Source organism: Campylobacter sp. CNRCH_2015_0338h (genome assembly GCF_025772785.1).
GTDB lineage: Bacteria > Campylobacterota > Campylobacteria > Campylobacterales > Campylobacteraceae > Campylobacter_D.
Genome location: NZ_JAKMST010000003.1, coordinates 130,128 through 148,688, shown reverse-complemented (window position 1 = coordinate 148,688; position 18,561 = coordinate 130,128). Strand labels below are relative to the sequence as shown.

The window sequence follows — 18,561 nt, the reverse complement described above, 5'->3', positions numbered from 1 at the left end:
AATATGCTATTTTGCAAATAAAGGAAAAATATGACTTATGAAAGCTTAAAACCTTTAATATATAAATTAGATCCAGAAAATGCTCATGCTCTGGCTGAATTTAGTATGCGGACGCTAGATTGTATATTTCCTGGGGGGCTTAGTTTTTTTGCAAAAGACTGTGTAATAAATGATGAAATTTTAAATCAAGAAATTTTTAATCTGAATTTTTATAATCCTGTGGGCTTAGCAGGTGGTTTTGATAAAAATGCAACCATGATAAGACCGCTAAGTGCTTTAGGTTTTGGTTTTTTAGAGTATGGAACTTTTACTCCAAAACCTCAAAATGGTAATGAAAAACCTAGACTTTTTAGACTTGTTGAACAAGAAAGTATTCAAAATGCTATGGGTTTTAATAATAAAGGTAAAGATGCTATCGCAAAAGAAGTAAAAAAAGTCTATCCTTTTAGCATACCTTTAGTGGCAAATATAGGTAAAAACAAAATCACTCCAAATGAAGAAGCTATTAATGATTATATTATTTTATTAAAAGAATTTAAAGATTTATGTGATTTATTTGTAATTAATATATCCTCTCCAAATACCAAGAATTTAAGAGATTTACAAAGCGAGGAATTTGTAAGTACTTTATTTAACCAAGCAAAAGAAATCACAAATAAACCTGTGATTTTAAAAATTGCTCCAGATATGAATATAGACAGCGCAATTTCACTTTGTAAAAGCGCTATTAGTGCAAAAGCTGATGGCATTATCATGGCAAATACTAGTATAGATTATTCTTTGATTGACAATGTAAGAACTTTTGGCGGAATTAGTGGTAGATTAATCACCCAAAAAAGTGCGACATTTTTTAAAGAAGTAGCTAAAGAAATTTATCAAGATACTATTTTAATAGCAAGCGGTGGTATAGATAGTGCTGAACTTGCTTATGAACGCATTAAAAACGGGGCTAGTTTGGTTCAAATTTATACAGCTATGATTTTTAAAGGACCAAGCATTGTTAAAAATATCAATCAAGGTTTAATTGAGCTTTTAAAACAAGATGGTTTTAATCATATTAGTCAAGCTATAGGAGTTAATTTTAAATGATTAATTATAAAAAAATCACCCTCGAAAATGAACTTGAAGTCTATACTTTACCTGTAAATAAAAAAAGCGGGGTTATAAGTGTAGATATTTTTTATAAAGTTGGCTCAAGAAATGAAAAAATGGGAAAAAGTGGTATAGCCCATATGCTTGAACATTTAAATTTTAAAAGTACAAAAAATTTAAAAGCAGGTGAATTTGATGAAATAGTCAAGGGTTTTGGCGGAGTGGATAATGCAAGCACGGGCTTTGACTATACGCATTATTTTATAAAATGCTCTAGTGAAAATTTAGATAAGTCTTTATGGCTTTTTGCTGAATTAATGCGTAATTTAAATTTAAAAGATGATGAGTTTCAACCTGAAAGAAATGTAGTTTTAGAAGAAAGGCGTTGGAGAACTGATAATAATCCTTTGGGATATTTGTATTTTAGATTATACAATCATGCCTTTTTACACCATCCATATCACTGGACCCCGATAGGCTTTTTTAAAGATATACAAAATTGGAAAATAGAAGATATACAAGATTTTCATCAAACTTTTTATCAACCTAAAAATGCTATTTTGCTTGTAAGTGGCGATATTAACGAAGATGAAGTATTTACTTTAGCTAAAAAGCATTTTCAAGATATAAAAAATACCAAAGAAATCCCTATAGTTCATGAAAAAGAACCTGAGCAAGATGGTGCTAAACGTGTGATCTTGCATAAAGAAAGCGATACACAATTACTAGCACTTGCGTATAAAATTCCTGCATTTAATCATGAGGATATGCCAAAACTTTGTGCATTAAGCGAACTTTTGGGAAATGGAAAAAGTTCTTTAATAAGCGAAATTTTAATTGATAAATTAGAACTTATCAATGAATTTTATGCTTATGCAAGCGAAAATATAGATGAGAATTTATTTATATTTATTTGTGTTTGCAATGAAGGTATAAAAGCAGAAGATGTTGAAAAAGAGCTTTTAAAAATTCTTGAAGATGTAAAAAATGCTAAATTTGATGATACTATCATGGAAAAAATCAAAAATACTGTAAAAAGTGATTTTATTTTTTCACTAAGCAATGCAAGTAGCGTTGCAAATATTTATGGCTCTTATCTTGCCAAAGGTGATTTAAAACCTTTACTTGATTATGAAAAAAATATAGAAAATCTAAGCAAAGATGATTTAATTCATTGTGCTAGAAAATATTTCAATGAAAACAAATCTACTACAATAATCTTAAAAAGGGGTGAAAATGGACAATAAAATCATTATAGGAGCAATGACAGCTTTAATAACTCCATTTAAAAATGGAAAATTAGATGAACAAACTTACCACAAACTCATCAAAAGACAAATAGCAAATGGGATTGATGCGATAGTGCCTGTTGGAACAACCGGAGAAAGTGCCACTTTAACCCATGAAGAACATAGAATTTGTATAGAAATAGCATTAGATGCTTGCAAGGGAAGTTCTTGTAAGGTTTTAGCAGGAGCAGGAAGTAATGCTACCCATGAAGCTGTAAGTTTGGCTAAATTTGCACAAGAGCATGGAGCTGATGGTATTTTAAGCGTTACTCCATATTATAACAAACCCACACAAGAAGGTTTGTATTTACATTATAAAGAAATAGCAAAAAGCATAGATATACCTGTACTTTTATATAATGTCCCAGGAAGAACAGGTTGTGAGCTTCAAACAGAAACCATTATAAGATTGTTTAGAGATTGTGAAAATATTTATGGGGTAAAAGAAGCTAGCGGGAGCATTGATAAATGCGTTGATTTGCTAGCACATGAGCCTAGAATGATGCTTTTAAGCGGAGAAGATGCGATTAATTATCCTATACTTTCAAATGGTGGTAAAGGTGTGATTTCAGTTACTTCAAATTTACTTCCTGATATGATTTCAAAATTAACTCATCTAGCTTTAGAAGAAAAATACATCGAAGCTAAAAAAATTAATGATGAGTTGTATAATATCAATAAAATTTTATTTTGCGAAAGCAATCCTATACCTATTAAAGCAGCAATGTATATAGCAGGTTTAACTCCTACTTTAGAATATCGTTTGCCACTTTGTAAACCTAGTGATTGCAATTTAGCAAAAATAGAAGCGATTATGAAAAACTATAATATCAAAGGATTTTAATGGATACTTTTTTTCAAAATAAAACTTTAGTAATTAGCGGTGGAACAAGAGGGATTGGTAAAGCTATTGTATATGAGTTTGCAAAAGCAGGAGCCAATGTAGCTTTTACTTATAATTCTAACGCAGATTTAGCTCAAGAAATTGTAAAAGATTTAGAAAATAACTATAAAATCAAAGCAAAGGCTTACGAGTTTAACATACTTGAACCAGAAACTTATAAAGAATTATTTGAAAAAATCGATCAAGATTTTGACAGAATAGATTTTTTCATCTCTAATGCTATTATCTCAGGTCGTGCTGTTGTAGGTGGATATACTAAATTTATGAAATTAAAACCAAAAGGTATTAATAATATCTTTACAGCAACTGTAAATGCTTTTGTTGTTGGAGCACAAGAAGCAGCAAAAAGAATGGAAAAAGTCGGCGGGGGTAGTATATTATCTATTTCTTCAACAGGAAATTTAGTACATATTGAAAACTATGCAGGACACGGTACAGCTAAAGCAGCGGTAGAAGCTATGGCAAGATATGCTGCAACTGAACTTGGTTCTAAAAACATCCGTGTAAATGTAGTAAGTGGTGGACCAATTGACACTGACGCGCTTAAAGCATTCACAAATTATGAAGAAGTTAAAAATGCAACTATTAATCTTAGTCCATTAAACCGCATTGGACAGCCTCAAGATTTAGCAGGAGCATGTTTATTTTTATGTTCTGATAAAGCAAATTGGATCACAGGACACACCTTAATCGTAGATGGTGGTACAACTTTTAAATGATTCATTACCCCATTTTGGGATATTTTCTTTAAACACAAGGATTAATAAACAATGAATTTACCTAATATCTTAGCATTTATAAGGATATTATTAGCTCCACTTTTGTTTTTTTTACTTATTAATGATTTTGAAAATATTCATCCTAGTTGGGTAAATTATTTTGCTTGTGTTGTTTTTGGTATAGCTGCCTTGACTGATTTTTTTGATGGTTATATTGCAAGAACTTGGAATCAAACTACAAAACTTGGAGCTATTATAGATCCACTAGCAGATAAAATGCTTGTTTTGGCTGCTTTTTTAGGATTATTACTCACCCAAAAAGCCGATCCTTGGATGATTTATATTATTCTAGTAAGAGAATTTTTTATAACCGGTTTTAGAGTGGTTATGGTGAGTGAAAAATTTGACGTAAGTGCTTCTTTTGCAGGAAAAATAAAAACAACCTTTCAAATGATAGCCATTATATTTTTAATCATGCAATGGCCTTTTGCTAATACATTGTTGTTTATTGCCTTAGTACTTACACTTTATTCAGCTTTTGAATACATACTAGCTTATACAAAACATTTAAAAAAGGTATAATTTGAAATCATATTTATTTTTATTTATCATCTTAGCCATTGGCTTTAAATTTTATTCTTTTAGCTTTTTAATAACGCTTTTGGTTATATCTTTTTTAATTTTTTTTCACGAGTTAGGACATTTTTTAGCCGCAAAACATATGAAAGTAGATGTAGAAATTTTTAGTATAGGCTTTGGAAGAGCTGTTTTTAAAAAAACTTACAAAAACACAGAATATCGCTTATCTGCTCTACCTTTTGGTGGTTATGTTAAACTCAAAGGACAAGATGATTTAAATCCTAGCGAAAAAAATTACGAACCAAATAGCTATAACACTCTAAGTCCTCTAGCTAGAATTTACATACTTTTCGCAGGACCATTTTTTAACTTTTTTCTAGCATTTTTACTTTATACAGCCATAGGTTTTTTAGGAGTTCAAAAACTTGCACCTGTTATTGGCAATATAGCACCAAACTCAGCTGCGCAAAAAGCAAATTTACAAATTGGAGATAAAATCCTAGCTATAGATGGAGTTAAAATTCAAAGCTTTGAAGAAATCGGTAAACTTGTGCATATAAAACCAACCTTACTTAGTATAGAACGCGATGATAAACTCATCAACATCACCCTAACTCCACAAATTGATCAAGGTTATAATGAGTTTTATCAAAAAGTTCAAAAACCACTAATTGGCATAGCACCTAAGGGTGAGTTTGTTACTATTTATCATCCAGGAATTAATAGTTTAAAATATGCTTATGAAGAAAGCATAGAAGCTTCTTTGCTTATTTTTAAAGGCCTTGCTAAAATCATCAGCGGGGAGTTAGACGCTAAAAACATGGGTGGAATCATCACTATGGTAGATATAACCTCCAAAGCAGCAAATACTAGCATAGTGGTTTTATTTTTAATCACTGCTTTAATTTCTATCAACCTTGGAGTATTAAATTTACTTCCTATCCCAGCGCTAGATGGAGGACATATACTTTTTAACCTTTATGAGCTAATATTTAAAAAAGAAGTACCAAAAGTATGTTTTGAATATCTTAGTTATTTTGGCATGGCTTTGCTTTTAAGTTTAATGGTATTTGTAACTTATAATGATATTACTCGTTTTATGAGTAATTAATAAGTCCTAGTAGCAAAATCATAGCGATTAAATTCACCTATATTGTTTTTACGGTAAAAACTATTATAAAATTGCTTACTTAAACTTTGCTCATAATTTAGTCTAAATCTTACCCACATTGCTGTTTGATCTTTGGCGCTAGTTTTTTCATCTTGATAATTAAGTGATAAATCTAAAATAGAAATTGGAGAATAAGTAATGTTATATTGATTTTGTAATTCTTTTATATTAGAATTTACATTTAAAACATTCAAATAAGGCAAATCAAACATCAAACCAAGCTCTGTGCTATCTTCACTATCATTTTCCTTTATATTATAGTGATTAGCATATGCTTTAAAATAATGACTAAATTGAAATTCAGCACCAAAACTATTTTTTTCATAAGCTTCTTTATACTGATCATTAAAATAATTAAAACCTAAATTAAACTCATCAAATTCATAACGATTAATAAGTCCTAAAGAATAAGCTTGTTCTAATTGCCCTATTCTTGCTTGTTTTTCCAAAAGTAAAGTAGCATTTTCATAATCTAGTATTGAATTAATATTTTTTATATTTACATTTAAAGCATCATAGTCTAAATTAGCCTCCGTTTTATCCTTAGAGCTTAAATTTAAAACTTGACCTAAAGAATTACTAGCAAAAGAACTAAGATCTGTACTTTGAGCTTGGTATTCTTGTGGTTTTTGAAAAAATACTTGCTTAGAAACAGTGTTTGACTTTTGATATTTGCTAATATTAGCCTCACCCTCACCTAAGCTTTCTTCTAAATTTAAAGCAAATGCATTTATGCATATACAGCTTAAAAAAATGTATTTTTTCACTCAACCTCTAATGTATTATTTTATAAAGATACAAAATTTCACATTTATCATGAAATATTGCTAACTCTATATTTATAATAGCATTATATTTTTACAATATAGCTAATAGCATTTCAGACAAAAAAAACTACTTATTATAAAATTTTTCCCTTTTTTAACATTCTGATTAAAAATCTTGCAGGATGAGTAGCATGTAAAAAATCTTTTTCTATTTTTGGCTCATCAAAGATTAATGCGCTAAGTATTCTAGCTCCAATAATAGCACTAGCAAAAGCCCTAGATCCATGAGCAATAGAAAAATACAAAGGAATAAAATCATTTGGTGCTACTTGACTTTTATTTTTATGCCATAAAAGCGCCTTATAACTTTGCATATAAAAATTTTCATCATAGGCTTGACCTATTATGGCAAATCTATCACTAGAATATGATCTAAATCCTACTTTTCCACCCATAATTTCTAAATTTTCAACATGCAAAAATTCTTTTATATTCTCAATATTTTGCAAATCATCCTTTTTTAAAAGCGTTATATCTTGATTAAGCCTATCATAACTTGCACCAATAAGTTGCAAATTTAATTCTTCATTGATAGGACAAATATAGCCTTTTGAAGATAAAGCATGAGAATTTTTTAAAAATGGTTTTAAATGAGTACATTGACCTCTAACACTGCTTAATTTCATGTATTTATACTCTAAAAATTTCTTAGCATCGGCACCTTGAGCATAAATTAACACATCATAATCTTTTAATGTTTTTTGATTATTAAATTGCAAAGAAAATTTTTCATTTTCATAAGAATAATCTTTAAATTCATGCTCAAAAAATACTCTAGCCTTGCTTTTTTGCAAAAGTGTCTTCACAAGCTCTTGAGGTTTTATACAAGCCCCATCTTTTAAAAAGGCTTGGTTGTTAATAATTTCAAATAAAACATTATCTTTTTGACTATCAAAACGCTCTTGCATAAGTTCATTATGAGCAAATTCATAAACCCCTTGAGGAATTAAATCTAAAATTTGCCTATAAAATCTACTAGCCTCTAAAAAAGCATATTGTGAAAACTCACCCAATAAAACATCAGGTTTTAAAATCAAAGAGCTTAAAATTCCATTGATATTTCCAGAAGCACCTTTTCCTAATGAATTTTCTTTTTCAAAAACATCTACTTGAACATTTCTTAAAGAAAGCTCATAAGCTATACTAGCTCCGGCTATACCTGCTCCGATGATGGCTATTTTTTGTATCTCTTTTTTTAAACTTGGAGTACTAAAATAAGCAAATTTATCTTCAAACTCAAGGTCATTAAAAACAGCCTGTATCATTTCCCTTTTTCTAAAACCTTTGATTTTTTGTACTTGAAAATTATTATTAATTAAAGCTTTTTTTAAAATGCTTGCAGAGGAAAAGGTCAAAATCTTGGCATTTATTTTTGAATTTTTGGCAACTTTGTTTATAATATCCTCATCAAACATCTCTTGATTTTTAGCAGGAGCAAAACCATCTAAATACCAAACATCAGCTTTAAAGTCTAAATTTTGCAACTTTTCTTTAGCATCGCCAAATACCAAATCTAAAAAACAATCTTGAAAATAAAATCTATAAACTCCATCTTTACATGGGGGATAAAATTTTAAAAACTGCTCTAAAAGCTCTTTAAATTCCCCATAAAAACCAAGATTTTTATAAATTTCTCTTAATGTTTCTTTTTCTATATAAAAATTTTCAAAACTAAGATAAAATAGTCTTTGATTTTCTTTTTTTTCTTTTATAAAACGCTTTAAAGTGAGGAAAAAATTTAAACCTATACCAAAACCAAGCTCTGCAATGATAGTTTGTTTTGTTTGAAATTCAAAAACATTAGTGTAGATAAATTCACTCTCGCTTAAACCATCGCTAGAATTAAAATAATAATCATCAAAATCTAAAGAAAAAGGTGCATTGTTTTTAATGATAATATTTGCTTTTTTCATTGATTTTTATAAAAATAACTCTCTATGCCATTAGCAATACCAATAGCTAATAATTCTTGGAAATTTTTATTTGTTAATCTATTTCTTTCACTAGGATGACTAATATAACCTGTCTCAATCAATATAGCAGGCATTTGCGCACCCACTAAAACCCAAAATGGAGCTTCTCTAACTCCACCATCCACAACTTTATATTTTTTTCTTACATTACTTAAAATCTTTTTTTGAACATCAATAGCTAATTTATTTGAAGCAACGATTTTTTCACGGTTTAAAAAATTTAAAAAGGTTTGTTTTGAAAAGAAATTCATCTCTTCAAAATCGGATTGATTTTCCAACTCAGCAGCTTTTTTACTTCTTTCGCTTCTTGCAGGCGATAAAAAGAAGGTTTCAATACCTTGTAAAGTTTTAGCTCTTTGTTTATTTGGAGCTGCATTTGCATGGATAGAAATAAATAAATCCGCCATTTTTTCATTAGCCATAGAGGTTCTATCTCTTAAGTTTATAAATTTATCTGTACTTCTAGTATAATAAATTCTATATCCACGTTTTTTAAGCTCATTACCAAGTTTTAAAGCCACGCTTAAAACTACATCTTTTTCTCTAACACCCTTATCACCCAAAGTACCTGGATCTTTACCTCCATGACCTGGGTCAATTACTATGATTTTACCTGATTTTTTAATGGTAGCTTTTGCGGTTTTTGAAGTAGTTTTTGTCGGTGCTTTCTTAACCTTTTTTTCAAAGCCTATAAATAATTCCTCATCATCTAAATCAAGATTAGTTTTAAAATCACTAGTAGAATTTAAAACAACTCTTACTGTAGTTTTATTAAACTGCGCTATTGTGATGGATTGATTTTTATTGATATCGATTTTTTTTCTATCACCTTCTAAAATAGCTTCAAAACTTACAATAGAACGATATGTTTTACCATCTTTAAAAGAATTGATTTTAATATCTTCAATATCAATATCATTGTTTAATTTTAAATTAACACCATTTTTATCTTTACTTGATTTTAAAATATATAAAGGCTCATTTTTAACAACTTCTTTTTTTACTTCTGTTTTTTTAGCTTCTTCTTGTTTTTTAACTATAGGTTTGGGTTCTTCTTTTTTTTCTACTTTTTCAAGTCCCATAAAAAGACTTTGATCTTTAAGCTCTATTTTGATCTTTAATTCTTTTTTTGAACTTAAGACCAAACGCATACTTGTTGGGTTAAATTGCGATACGATAATATCAAAATCTTTAAATTCAAAAGTTCTCTTAGGTCCTTTTAAAATCCCATCAAAATCTGCAACATAACGAAAATTCTTATCGCCTTTGAGAGTAAAGTTTTTAATGTCTTTTTGGCTGATTTTTTCACTTAAATCAAGTAAGATACCATTGTCTGATTTCTTTACATCAAGCACAAAAAGCTCTTTTTGCACCGGAGCTTTTTTATCTTCTTTTTTATCTTCTTTTTTATCTTCTTTTTTATCTTCTTTTTTATCTTCTTTTTTATCTTCTTTTTTATCTTCTTTTTTATCTTCTTTTTTATCTTCTTTTTTATCTTCTTTTTTATTAATAGGTGATGTGGTATTGGTTTCAATTTTTGTTTGTTCTTTTTTTATTTTTTGATCTTGTATAACTTTTAAAGCATTTTTTAAACGTGAAATTTCTTCTTCACTTACTCCGCTTTCTTTAAGCTCTTGTACATAAGCTTTATCATCAAAGCCTAAAGAATTTGAACTTATGATTAATCTTTTTAAAATCTCATTTTTTTCTTCATTATTATCATTAATCACACTTTGTATATACAAAGATTTTAACTGCTGGTGTAATTGTAGTTTTTCTTCTGAATTAGAAGTTAAAAAATTTTGATCAAATTTCTTAACTTCTGCATTAGCAAAAACACTAAAACAAAATAATAAAAAAATAAAAAATATTCTAAGCATCTTCGCCATTAACTAATTTTTTCATTAGCTCTTCTACACTAATAAGCTTATCTAGTCTATATCCATTAGCCCCTGTAAAAAATAAGCCTGTTTCTTTTTTACCGCTCCAAGCATCATATAATCTATCTGCTATACAATAACCTACCTTAGTAGCTTCCTTGCCTCTACCGCATGGTGCAACACAATTGCTCACACAAGAAATTTTTGGCCCCATTCTTTTATCTACTAAATTTAAAAGATTAGTTCTTACCCCTCTTGCAGGATAGCCAACTGGAGATTTTAAAAGCTCAATATCTTCTTTTTTACAATCTAGCAATACTTGCTTAAAATCATCACTAGCATCGCACTCAAAAGTTCCTATAAATCGAGTTCCCATTTGAACACCACTTGCTCCTAAAGACATCATTTTTTCTATATCTTGCTTATCCCAAATTCCACCCGCAGCGATTAATGGTATATCTCCCCAGTTTTTAATTTCTTGTGCAACTTGTGGTACTACATTTTCTAACTGATATTCATCCATTAAACATTGCTCATAAGTAAAACCCTGATGTCCACCGCTTTTTGGTCCTTCAACTATAACCGCATCAGGCAAGCGATTGTATCTGCTTTGCCATCTTTTGCAAATAATTTTTAAAGCCTTAGCTGATGATACAATAGGTACCAAAGCAACATCAGGATAATCTTGTGTAAATTCAGGTAAATTTGTAGGAAGCCCTGCTCCTGAAACTATCACATTAAAACCAACCTCACAAGCATTACGAGCAATTTGCGCATAATTATTACTTGCATATAAAATATTACAGCCTAAAGGCGCATCTTTACAAACCTTTCTAGCATTATCTATCAAAGCTTTTAAGCCTGCTTTTGAGTAAAAATTATCACTACCATAAGGCTTTGCATTGAACTCTTTATCTATATGCGTTCTATTTTCATAATATCCAGTTCCTACCGAAGAAATAATCCCTAATCCACCATTTAAAGAAACTGCAGAAGCAAGTTTGTCCCAACTTATACCAAGTCCCATGCCACCTTGAAAAATAGGATATTTTATCTCATGCTTTCCAATTTTTAAAGCTTTAAAACTCATCATATTACCTTTAATTTTGCAAATTTTCTTTTTCCAACTTGTAAAATATATTCACCGCTTTCTAGTTGGAATTGTTCATCTTGAACTTTTTCTCCATTAACACTTACTGCATTTGAATTAATCAATCTTCTAGCAGCTGAAGTAGAACTTTCCATTTTACACTCTACTATAGCTTTTGCAAGCCAAATACTACCTTCTAAAGTAAAATTTGGCATATCACTAGGAAGTTCTTTTGCGCTATGGACTTTGTCAAATTCTTCCTTAGCTTTTAAAGCACACTCGCTTGAGTGAAAACGCGCAGTAATTTCTAAAGCTAAATTTTCTTTAGCTTTTTTAGGATGCAATGAGCCATTTTTAATATCATCTTTTATTTGTGAAATTTCATTTAAGCTTTTTTCGCTTAAAAGTTCATAATATCTAAACATCAATTCATCACTAATACTCAAAACTTTAGCATACATATCTTTGGCATTTTCAGTTACACCAATATAATTTCCCAAGCTTTTACTCATTTTATTTACACCATCAAGGCCTTCAAGCAATGGCATCATCATCACCGCTTGTTCTTTTTGGCAATTATATACTCTTTGAAGCTGTCTACCCATTAAAAGATTAAACTTTTGATCCGTACCGCCCATTTCTATATCACTTTTTAATGCAACACTGTCATAACCTTGCAAAAGCGGATATAAAAACTCACAAATTGATATAGGGCTTTGTTCTTTGAAGCGCTTAGTAAAATCATCTCTTTCAAGCATTCTAGCAACACTAAAAGTCGAAGTAAGCTCTACTATACCAGCAGCACCAAGCTCATTTAGCCATTTAGAATTAAAATGAATTTGAGTTTTATTTGGATCTAAAATCTTAAAAACTTGTTCTTCATAAGTTTTAGCATTTTTAAGTACTTCTTCTTTGTCAAGTTTTTTTCTTGTAGCACTTTTTCCTGTTGGATCTCCAATTTGAGCAGTAAAATCACCTATTAAAAACTGCACTATAGCCCCATGTTTTTGAAGCAAAGCCATTTTGCTCAAAACCACAGTATGACCCAAATGCAAATCAGCAGCCGTAGGATCAAAACCAGCCTTTACAAAAAAATTTTCACCTTTTTCATAGTAATTTTTTACTAAAGAAACTAATCTTTCTTCATCAATAATTTCTGCTATTCCTCGTTTAATTTCTTTAATAATTTCATTAATATCCATAAAAAACCTTTTTTAGTGATTATTATATGCATCATTTAAAGATGTAAAATCTAAAATTTTATATCTAGATTTTAATCTTTCTTTTGCATTCTCAAGATCTATATTATTAGGTAACTCAACTTGTACTTCAAAATAATTTGCAACGACTGGCTCTGAATCAGCTGAGTTAATACTTAAAACATTAATCTGCATTTTAGCTAAAGTAGTTAGAAAATCTGCTAAAGAACCTTTTTTATTTTCTATAGAAACGATGATTTTGTAACTTTTTATCGAACTATCATTCCAAAAAACAAAAACCATTTCTTTGTTATCTTCTATCATTTTCATTGCTTGTTCACAAAGCTTATGGTGTATTGTTGCTCCAGTTGAATGTCTAAAAGCAATGATTTCATCTCCTCTTTTAGGCCTACAACAATAATCAAAATTAATCGTGGTTATTTTATAATTAGAACCAATCACTATGCTTTCAAATTTTTGCTCATTTTGTTCAAATTTAGCTGCTTGATTTTGCCCCATATATTTTCTTAGAGCAATAATTACATCTTTAAAATAATTAAAATCCAAAGCAATTTGTCTTAGCTTTTTATTAAAATTTTCTTTTTCAAGCCATTCTTCTATAAGTTTAGAATCTTTATTAAAAACAGTAGATAAAAGATTAACAGCAATTTTGTTATTTAATTCTTTTTTCTTTTGCTTGCAAAAATCTCTTATACTAGCTCTAGCCTTTCCTGTTTTAACGCTATCTATCCATGAACATCTAAAAAATTCTTCTTCTGAAGTTTCAATGCTAACTATATCTCCATTTTTAAGCACGGTTAAAAGTGGTACTCTCATGCGGTTAACAAACGCAGTTTTTGCATGAAGCCCTACTTTGGTGTGAACTTCATAAGCAAAGTCCAAAGCCGTAGCCCCGCGCGGTAAAGTAAAAATTTCTCCCTTTGGAGAATATACTGCTATATCTTCTATATATAAACTATCTTTTGCATATTCATAAAGTTCGATAGCATCACAATCTTGCACAGCATTGCCATCTTCTTTACCATGCATAGAAATATCCGCAAGCCAATCTAAATTTGGTGTTGTTATATTTCCTTCTTTATATTTCCAATGCGCTGCCACACCAAATTCAGCAGTCTTATGCATATCAAAGGTGCGAATTTGAGCTTCTATGATATTTTTTGCATCAAAAAGCGTTGTATGTAAGGTTTGGTAACCATTTTGTTTTGGCAAAGCTATATAATCTTTAAATCTTGAAATTAAAGGATTAAAATGTGTATGTAAAATTCCTAAAGCCAAATAACAATCATAAACTTTTTCAACCAAAATTCTTACACCCAAAAGGTCTAAAACTTCATCAAGTCCTACACCTTTTCTTTGCATTTTTAAATAAATAGAATAATTATGTTTAATTCTTTTGTGTATAACAAAACTACCTTGTCTAAACCCATTTTCCAAAAATAACATTTCTATTTTTGAGATAAATTCATTAAATCCAAGTTGAATTTGTTGATCTTTTGCATTTATATAATTATCAATTTGTGCATATTCATCAGGCAATAAAAACTTAAAACTTAAATCCTCGAGCAAATTTTTTATACTTGAAATTCCAAGTCTATGAGCTATAGGCGCATATACCACCAAGGTTTCTTCGCTGATTCTTTTTTGTTTATCTTCTCTTAAAAAATTTAAAGTAAGCATATTGTGCAATCTATCACAAAGCTTTATTACAAGCACGCTCACATCTTCAACACCAGCTAAAAGCATATTTCTAAAAGTCAAAGCAGATTTTGCAAGTTTTTCATTAGAATTAGAGCGTGTAAGATGATCTTCTCTAATACTGACTATTTTGGTTAAGCCTTGAACCAATTTGGTGACTTCTTCACCAAAATTTGAACTCAATTCTTCTTCATTGCAATTTGTATCTTCTAACACATCATGCAATAATGCAGCGATAATCATAGACTGTACAGGGCTTAAAAATGCCACAAAAGAAGCCACTAATATAGGGTGAACCGCATATGGTTCTCCGCTTTTTCTAAATTGTCCTTCGTGTTTTTGGATACAAAAATCTACTGCTTTTTCTAAAACAGCAGATTGTGGGAAGACCATAAAAAGGATTTCTTTTGCTCTTTGTAAATCCTTACAATTTTTAACATCATCAACAAGTTTATCTAACAATAACTCATCATTTACTAGCTTCAATAAATCCCTCTAAAACGATTTTATCTTCTGCTATTTCATGTAAAGCAATATCGGTATATTTGTATTTATTCTTATCTAAATTTACTAAAGGTTCTGCACCATTTGCAAGCTCTTCAGCTCTTTTAGCCACTACAAGAGCTAGTTTATATCTATCATCTTTTAGTTTTTTTAATGCTTTTGCAGCTATTTGTTCTACTCTCATTTTTATCCTTAATCTTGATTTTTAACAATAGAGCATAAACTCATATCGCCTTGGATGATTTTTAATAAATTTCCTTCTTTAAACATATTACATACCACAATAGGTAAAGCATTATCTTTAGCTAAGGCTATTGCAGTATCATCCATAACTTTAATATTATCATGCAAAGCTCTTTCGTAGCTTAACTCATTAAGCATAATTGCATCATCATATTTTTTAGGATCTTTATCATAAATTCCATCTACCTTAGTTGCTTTAATGATCATATCTGCTTGAATTTCTACCGCTCTTAAAGTCGCAGCAGTATCTGTAGTAAAATAAGGATTGCCTGTGCCACAAGCAAAGATAACTATACGTCCTTTTTCTAAGTGTCTATGTGCTCTTCTCATGATATAAGTTTCACAGAATGCTTCCATTTGAATAGCGCTTTGAACCCTTACATCAAGCCCAGCACTTTCTAATGCTTCTTGCATAGCTATAGAATTAATCACAGTAGCAAGCATACCCATATGATCACCACTTGTTCTTTTTATAAGTCCATCTCTTGCAGCAGATACCCCTCTAATGATATTTCCACCGCCTATTACTATACCTACTTCAACATTTTCATTAATCAAGCTTTTTATTTCAGAAGCTATGTATTTTAAAATAGAATTTTCTATACCAAACCCATTTTCTCCAGCCAAAGCTTCTCCAGAAAATTTAACCAATACTCTTTTTCTTTTATTGTTCATTAAATTTCTCCTTTGATTTGAAACTATATCAAAATTCGCATTAAAAAAAACTAATTTATTTAATCATCTCTAAAGGATTGATATGAAAATTCTTTTGTGTTACTTCAAAAGTTAAATCACTTTCAACCCTACCTATAATATAACCTTTTTTGATATTTCTACCCACTTTAACCCCAGGTGCAATTTTATCTAAATGCGCATAAATAGTATGTATACCATCTTTATTTTCAACAATCACAACTTGTTTTAAAGTTGGAGTTGCTTTTGCAAAAACTACTTTACCATCTAAGACATTTCTTACTGCAGCATTAGCACTATCACTTTTTAAAACTACATTTTCGTTATAAATTTTAATATTATAAATAGGATCTATATAATTTCCAAATTTTTGCTTTACCGTGTAAGATTCTAAAGGGGCGATTGTCTTAGGACCGCTATAACGCTTAACACTGCTGGTTTGATAACTTGAGCCTACTTGTTTAACATTTGAGCTTGGTTTTTTATCTTCTTTTTTTTGTGCTAATTTTTCTTCTTCTTTTTCTTTAATAATTTTTAATTTATTAAGTGTTTTTCTCAATTCTTGTTGTTGGGCTTGTAAATTAGAAAGTTTTCTAGTATAAATTTCTTTATCTGTTTTTTGCTTAGCTATTTCTTGTTCTTGCTTTTTTCTAAGATTTTTAAGCTCATCGATTTGATCTTTATAGGCTTTTAAATTATTATTAATTGTAGTAATTTGAGTTTGCTTTTCTTCTATTTTTTTACTTATATTTTCATAATCTTTTGAAATTTGATAAAATTCTTCTTTGAAAATTTTATCCAAGATCCCAACTAATTCTAAAGCTATAATACTATCTTCACTTTCAATATAATTTTTAGGAATTGCTAAATCATAAGCAAAATCTTTAGCAATTAAATCAATAATCTTCCCTTCTATTTTGTTTTTATTTTGCAAAAGATCTTTATTTTGCGCATTGAGTTGCTCTAGCGCTTTTATTTGAGTTTTTACTGAACTTTCAAGTTTAGAAGTTTTCGAAGTTAAAGTGCTAATTTCTGAAGCAATTTTTTTTAGATTTTTTTCATTATCTAAAATTTCACTAGCTAAATCCTCTAACTTTTTAGAAAGTTGCTTTACTATGCGCTCATTTTCTTTAATATCTTTTTGTTTTTGTGCAATTTCATTTGCAAATAAAACAGAAAAAGAAAACAAAAAAAGCAAAAAGCATTTTTTCATTTTCTAACCTTAAACATTACAAAATTCACACAAGCAAAACAAACACAAAGCATTGCTAAAAAAATCAAAAACAAATGTGTGAAAATACTTATTTTAGGTAAGCTAATATCCACACTTTGTAAAGCTAGCTTGATAGATTCAAGATCATAAACTTGGGTAAAAAATAATACAAGCAATAAAAATGCTATAAAACAATCAATAAAAACTATCTTATAAAGCATAAAAGATCTAAACCAAAACGGTGCTCCAAGCAAACACATGATTTCCACTCTTTGAGTATGCTCAAAAAGCCAAATTTTCATTTGTTTAAGCAATAATACAAAACTAAGCAATATTATAATAAACAAGAAAAACCATAATAAAAATTTCACCAAAACCAAAAGTTTGTAAATTTTTGTATGCGTTTTTGCAAAAGTTTCTACTTTAGTAATATTAGGATTTTTTAAAAGCTTATCTTTTAAAGCATTTAGCTCATCTTCTGATAAAAGTTTATTGAGTTTTAAAGTATAAAATTTTGGCAATGTAGCCTTTAAAACCTCTATGTTTTTGGCTGATATATCATTTTTAAGTCTATCTATCATTTCATTTGGATTTAAAATTTCTAAAGACTGAAAATGACTTACTTGATCTTCTATGCTTTTTTTATCTAAATGAGTTTTACCTACTAAAATAATATTATAATCTTTATTTAAAAGTTTTTCATAATGCTCTATAGTTTTGTTTGTAATGATTAAAAACTCAAAAGCAAACATCATTACCATTAAAGCAAATATCAAAGAAAGATGATTTTTAAAAGATTTCATTCATTCTCCCATTTTCTATATTAAAACGACGGTAATCAAGTCTTAAATTAGTAGGAATTCTATGCGTAACAACCACCACACAAGTTCCAAGTATTTCTCTAGCTGATTTTAATAAAGTCCATATAATATCTGAAGAATACTCATCCAAATTTCCCGTTGGTTCATCACATAAGAGTAATTTTGGATTATGTGCTAAAGCTCTTGCCATAGCCACGCGTTGTTGCTCTCCACCTGAAAGCTGAGCTGGCTTTTTATCAGCTTTGAAAGTTAAATTTACATGCTTTAAAAGCTTTGCGGCTTGCTCTTTACATACATTCTTGCTATAACCTTTAATCATCAAAGGTAGCATTACATTTTTTTCTACACTAAATTCTTGCACTAAACGATAATCTTGAAAAATAATCCCTATTTTTTGCCTAAGCTGTAAAAGCTCAGCATTAGAAATATCCACTAAATCATTATTACAAACTTTTAAATTCCCACTTATTGGCTCTAAATCTCCATAAAAAGATTTTAACAAAGTTGACTTTCCACTACCACTTTTTCCTGTAATAAAAACAAAATCATTATCTTTTAGCGAAAAACTAGTATTTTCTATAACAAGTTCATCATAACCAAGACAAAGCTTTTTAGCTTCTATCATCACTGCTTTTCCTTATTTAT

At 29.4% G+C, this 18,561-nt stretch carries 17 protein-coding genes; 6 read left to right on the top strand and 11 right to left on the bottom strand.

All coding sequences use genetic code 11. From position 1 onward, the window contains the following. Positions 1-30: 30 nt before the first annotated feature. Genes L8X30_RS03305 through rseP form a run of 6 tightly spaced genes read left to right on the top strand, consistent with a single transcriptional unit; the run spans position 31 to position 5,694 of the window. A complete protein-coding gene (locus L8X30_RS03305) occupies positions 31-1,089 on the top strand; it encodes a quinone-dependent dihydroorotate dehydrogenase (RefSeq protein ID WP_263678987.1) in 1,059 nt (352 codons plus the stop codon). Continuing rightward, the gene (locus L8X30_RS03300) at positions 1,086-2,339 is read left to right on the top strand and encodes a M16 family metallopeptidase (protein ID WP_263678986.1); all 1,254 of its coding nucleotides are present in this window, start codon (positions 1,086-1,088) and stop codon (positions 2,337-2,339) included. Before L8X30_RS03305 ends, L8X30_RS03300 begins: the two co-directional genes overlap by 4 nt. Beyond that, a complete protein-coding gene (gene dapA, locus L8X30_RS03295) occupies positions 2,329-3,225 on the top strand; it encodes a 4-hydroxy-tetrahydrodipicolinate synthase (protein WP_149062230.1) in 897 nt (298 codons plus the stop codon). Before L8X30_RS03300 ends, dapA begins: the two co-directional genes overlap by 11 nt. After that, a complete protein-coding gene (locus L8X30_RS03290) occupies positions 3,225-4,004 on the top strand; it encodes an enoyl-ACP reductase (RefSeq protein ID WP_087689753.1) in 780 nt (259 codons plus the stop codon). Before dapA ends, L8X30_RS03290 begins: the two co-directional genes overlap by 1 nt. 51 nt (positions 4,005-4,055) lie before the next feature. Beyond that, positions 4,056-4,586, top strand: coding sequence for a CDP-diacylglycerol--glycerol-3-phosphate 3-phosphatidyltransferase (gene pgsA / locus L8X30_RS03285; protein ID WP_257928099.1), 531 nt, complete (start codon positions 4,056-4,058; stop codon positions 4,584-4,586). A gap of 1 nt (position 4,587) precedes the next feature. Next, positions 4,588-5,694: an RIP metalloprotease RseP gene (rseP, locus tag L8X30_RS03280; protein ID WP_263678984.1), complete on the top strand. Its 1,107-nt coding sequence runs from the start codon at positions 4,588-4,590 to the stop codon at positions 5,692-5,694. On the opposite strand, the gene L8X30_RS03275 is transcribed toward rseP, so the two are convergent. The 11 genes from L8X30_RS03275 to L8X30_RS03225 all read right to left on the bottom strand — a co-directional run bounded on the left by L8X30_RS03275 (position 5,691) and on the right by L8X30_RS03225 (position 18,541). Beyond that, positions 5,691-6,521: a hypothetical protein gene (locus tag L8X30_RS03275; protein WP_263664093.1), complete on the bottom strand. Its 831-nt coding sequence runs from the start codon at positions 6,519-6,521 to the stop codon at positions 5,691-5,693. The two genes, rseP and L8X30_RS03275, sit on opposite strands and share 4 nt — an antisense overlap. 134 nt (positions 6,522-6,655) lie before the next feature. Then, positions 6,656-8,494 (bottom strand): bifunctional tRNA (5-methylaminomethyl-2-thiouridine)(34)-methyltransferase MnmD/FAD-dependent 5-carboxymethylaminomethyl-2-thiouridine(34) oxidoreductase MnmC, encoded by a 1,839-nt coding sequence (mnmC, locus tag L8X30_RS03270; protein ID WP_263678983.1) that lies wholly within the window; start codon positions 8,492-8,494, stop codon positions 6,656-6,658. Continuing rightward, positions 8,491-10,434: an N-acetylmuramoyl-L-alanine amidase gene (locus tag L8X30_RS03265; RefSeq protein WP_412175496.1), complete on the bottom strand. Its 1,944-nt coding sequence runs from the start codon at positions 10,432-10,434 to the stop codon at positions 8,491-8,493. The genes mnmC and L8X30_RS03265 overlap by 4 nt, the downstream gene beginning before the upstream one ends. Then, entirely contained in the window at positions 10,427-11,524 is a 1,098-nt protein-coding gene (locus L8X30_RS03260; RefSeq protein ID WP_039628221.1) for a nitronate monooxygenase, read from the bottom strand. The genes L8X30_RS03265 and L8X30_RS03260 overlap by 8 nt, the downstream gene beginning before the upstream one ends. Continuing rightward, entirely contained in the window at positions 11,524-12,726 is a 1,203-nt protein-coding gene (gene tyrS, locus L8X30_RS03255) for a tyrosine--tRNA ligase (protein ID WP_263678980.1), read from the bottom strand. Before tyrS ends, L8X30_RS03260 begins: the two co-directional genes overlap by 1 nt. Before the next feature lie 12 nt (positions 12,727-12,738). After that, the gene (locus L8X30_RS03250; protein ID WP_263678979.1) at positions 12,739-14,928 is read right to left on the bottom strand and encodes a RelA/SpoT family protein; all 2,190 of its coding nucleotides are present in this window, start codon (positions 14,926-14,928) and stop codon (positions 12,739-12,741) included. Beyond that, the gene (locus L8X30_RS03245; protein ID WP_039618002.1) at positions 14,912-15,130 is read right to left on the bottom strand and encodes a DNA-directed RNA polymerase subunit omega; all 219 of its coding nucleotides are present in this window, start codon (positions 15,128-15,130) and stop codon (positions 14,912-14,914) included. The genes L8X30_RS03250 and L8X30_RS03245 overlap by 17 nt, the downstream gene beginning before the upstream one ends. An 8-nt stretch (positions 15,131-15,138) precedes the next feature. Next, positions 15,139-15,864, bottom strand: a complete 726-nt coding sequence (gene pyrH / locus L8X30_RS03240) for a UMP kinase (RefSeq protein WP_039628219.1) — start codon at positions 15,862-15,864, stop codon at positions 15,139-15,141. Positions 15,865-15,919: 55 nt separating this feature from the next. Further along, on the bottom strand, positions 15,920-17,095 hold the full coding sequence (locus tag L8X30_RS03235) for a murein hydrolase activator EnvC family protein (protein WP_263678978.1): 1,176 nt from the start codon (positions 17,093-17,095) through the stop codon (positions 15,920-15,922). Continuing rightward, on the bottom strand, positions 17,092-17,898 hold the full coding sequence (locus L8X30_RS03230) for an ABC transporter permease (RefSeq protein ID WP_214099480.1): 807 nt from the start codon (positions 17,896-17,898) through the stop codon (positions 17,092-17,094). Before L8X30_RS03230 ends, L8X30_RS03235 begins: the two co-directional genes overlap by 4 nt. After that, positions 17,885-18,541: a cell division ATP-binding protein FtsE gene (locus L8X30_RS03225; RefSeq protein WP_263678977.1), complete on the bottom strand. Its 657-nt coding sequence runs from the start codon at positions 18,539-18,541 to the stop codon at positions 17,885-17,887. The genes L8X30_RS03230 and L8X30_RS03225 overlap by 14 nt, the downstream gene beginning before the upstream one ends. Between the last annotated feature and the right edge of the window lie 20 nt (positions 18,542-18,561).

Bases quoted from the DNA above. Each gene is read 5' to 3' on its own strand.
- L8X30_RS03245 (WP_039618002.1), bottom strand. From the start codon at position 15,130: ATGAGAGTAGAACAAATAGCTGCAAAAGCATTAAAAAAACTAAAAGAT.
- mnmC (WP_263678983.1), bottom strand. From the start codon at position 8,494: ATGAAAAAAGCAAATATTATCATTAAAAACAATGCACCTTTTTCTTTA.
- L8X30_RS03230 (WP_214099480.1), bottom strand. From the start codon at position 17,898: ATGAAATCTTTTAAAAATCATCTTTCTTTGATATTTGCTTTAATGGTA.
- L8X30_RS03260 (WP_039628221.1), bottom strand. From the start codon at position 11,524: ATGAGTTTTAAAGCTTTAAAAATTGGAAAGCATGAGATAAAATATCCT.
- pgsA (WP_257928099.1), top strand. From the start codon at position 4,056: ATGAATTTACCTAATATCTTAGCATTTATAAGGATATTATTAGCTCCA.
- pyrH (WP_039628219.1), bottom strand. From the start codon at position 15,864: ATGAACAATAAAAGAAAAAGAGTATTGGTTAAATTTTCTGGAGAAGCT.
- L8X30_RS03290 (WP_087689753.1), top strand. From the start codon at position 3,225: ATGGATACTTTTTTTCAAAATAAAACTTTAGTAATTAGCGGTGGAACA.
- L8X30_RS03225 (WP_263678977.1), bottom strand. From the start codon at position 18,541: ATGATAGAAGCTAAAAAGCTTTGTCTTGGTTATGATGAACTTGTTATA.
- L8X30_RS03300 (WP_263678986.1), top strand. From the start codon at position 1,086: ATGATTAATTATAAAAAAATCACCCTCGAAAATGAACTTGAAGTCTAT.
- L8X30_RS03305 (WP_263678987.1), top strand. From the start codon at position 31: ATGACTTATGAAAGCTTAAAACCTTTAATATATAAATTAGATCCAGAA.
- L8X30_RS03235 (WP_263678978.1), bottom strand. From the start codon at position 17,095: ATGAAAAAATGCTTTTTGCTTTTTTTGTTTTCTTTTTCTGTTTTATTT.
- tyrS (WP_263678980.1), bottom strand. From the start codon at position 12,726: ATGGATATTAATGAAATTATTAAAGAAATTAAACGAGGAATAGCAGAA.
- L8X30_RS03265 (WP_412175496.1), bottom strand. From the start codon at position 10,434: ATGCTTAGAATATTTTTTATTTTTTTATTATTTTGTTTTAGTGTTTTT.
- dapA (WP_149062230.1), top strand. From the start codon at position 2,329: ATGGACAATAAAATCATTATAGGAGCAATGACAGCTTTAATAACTCCA.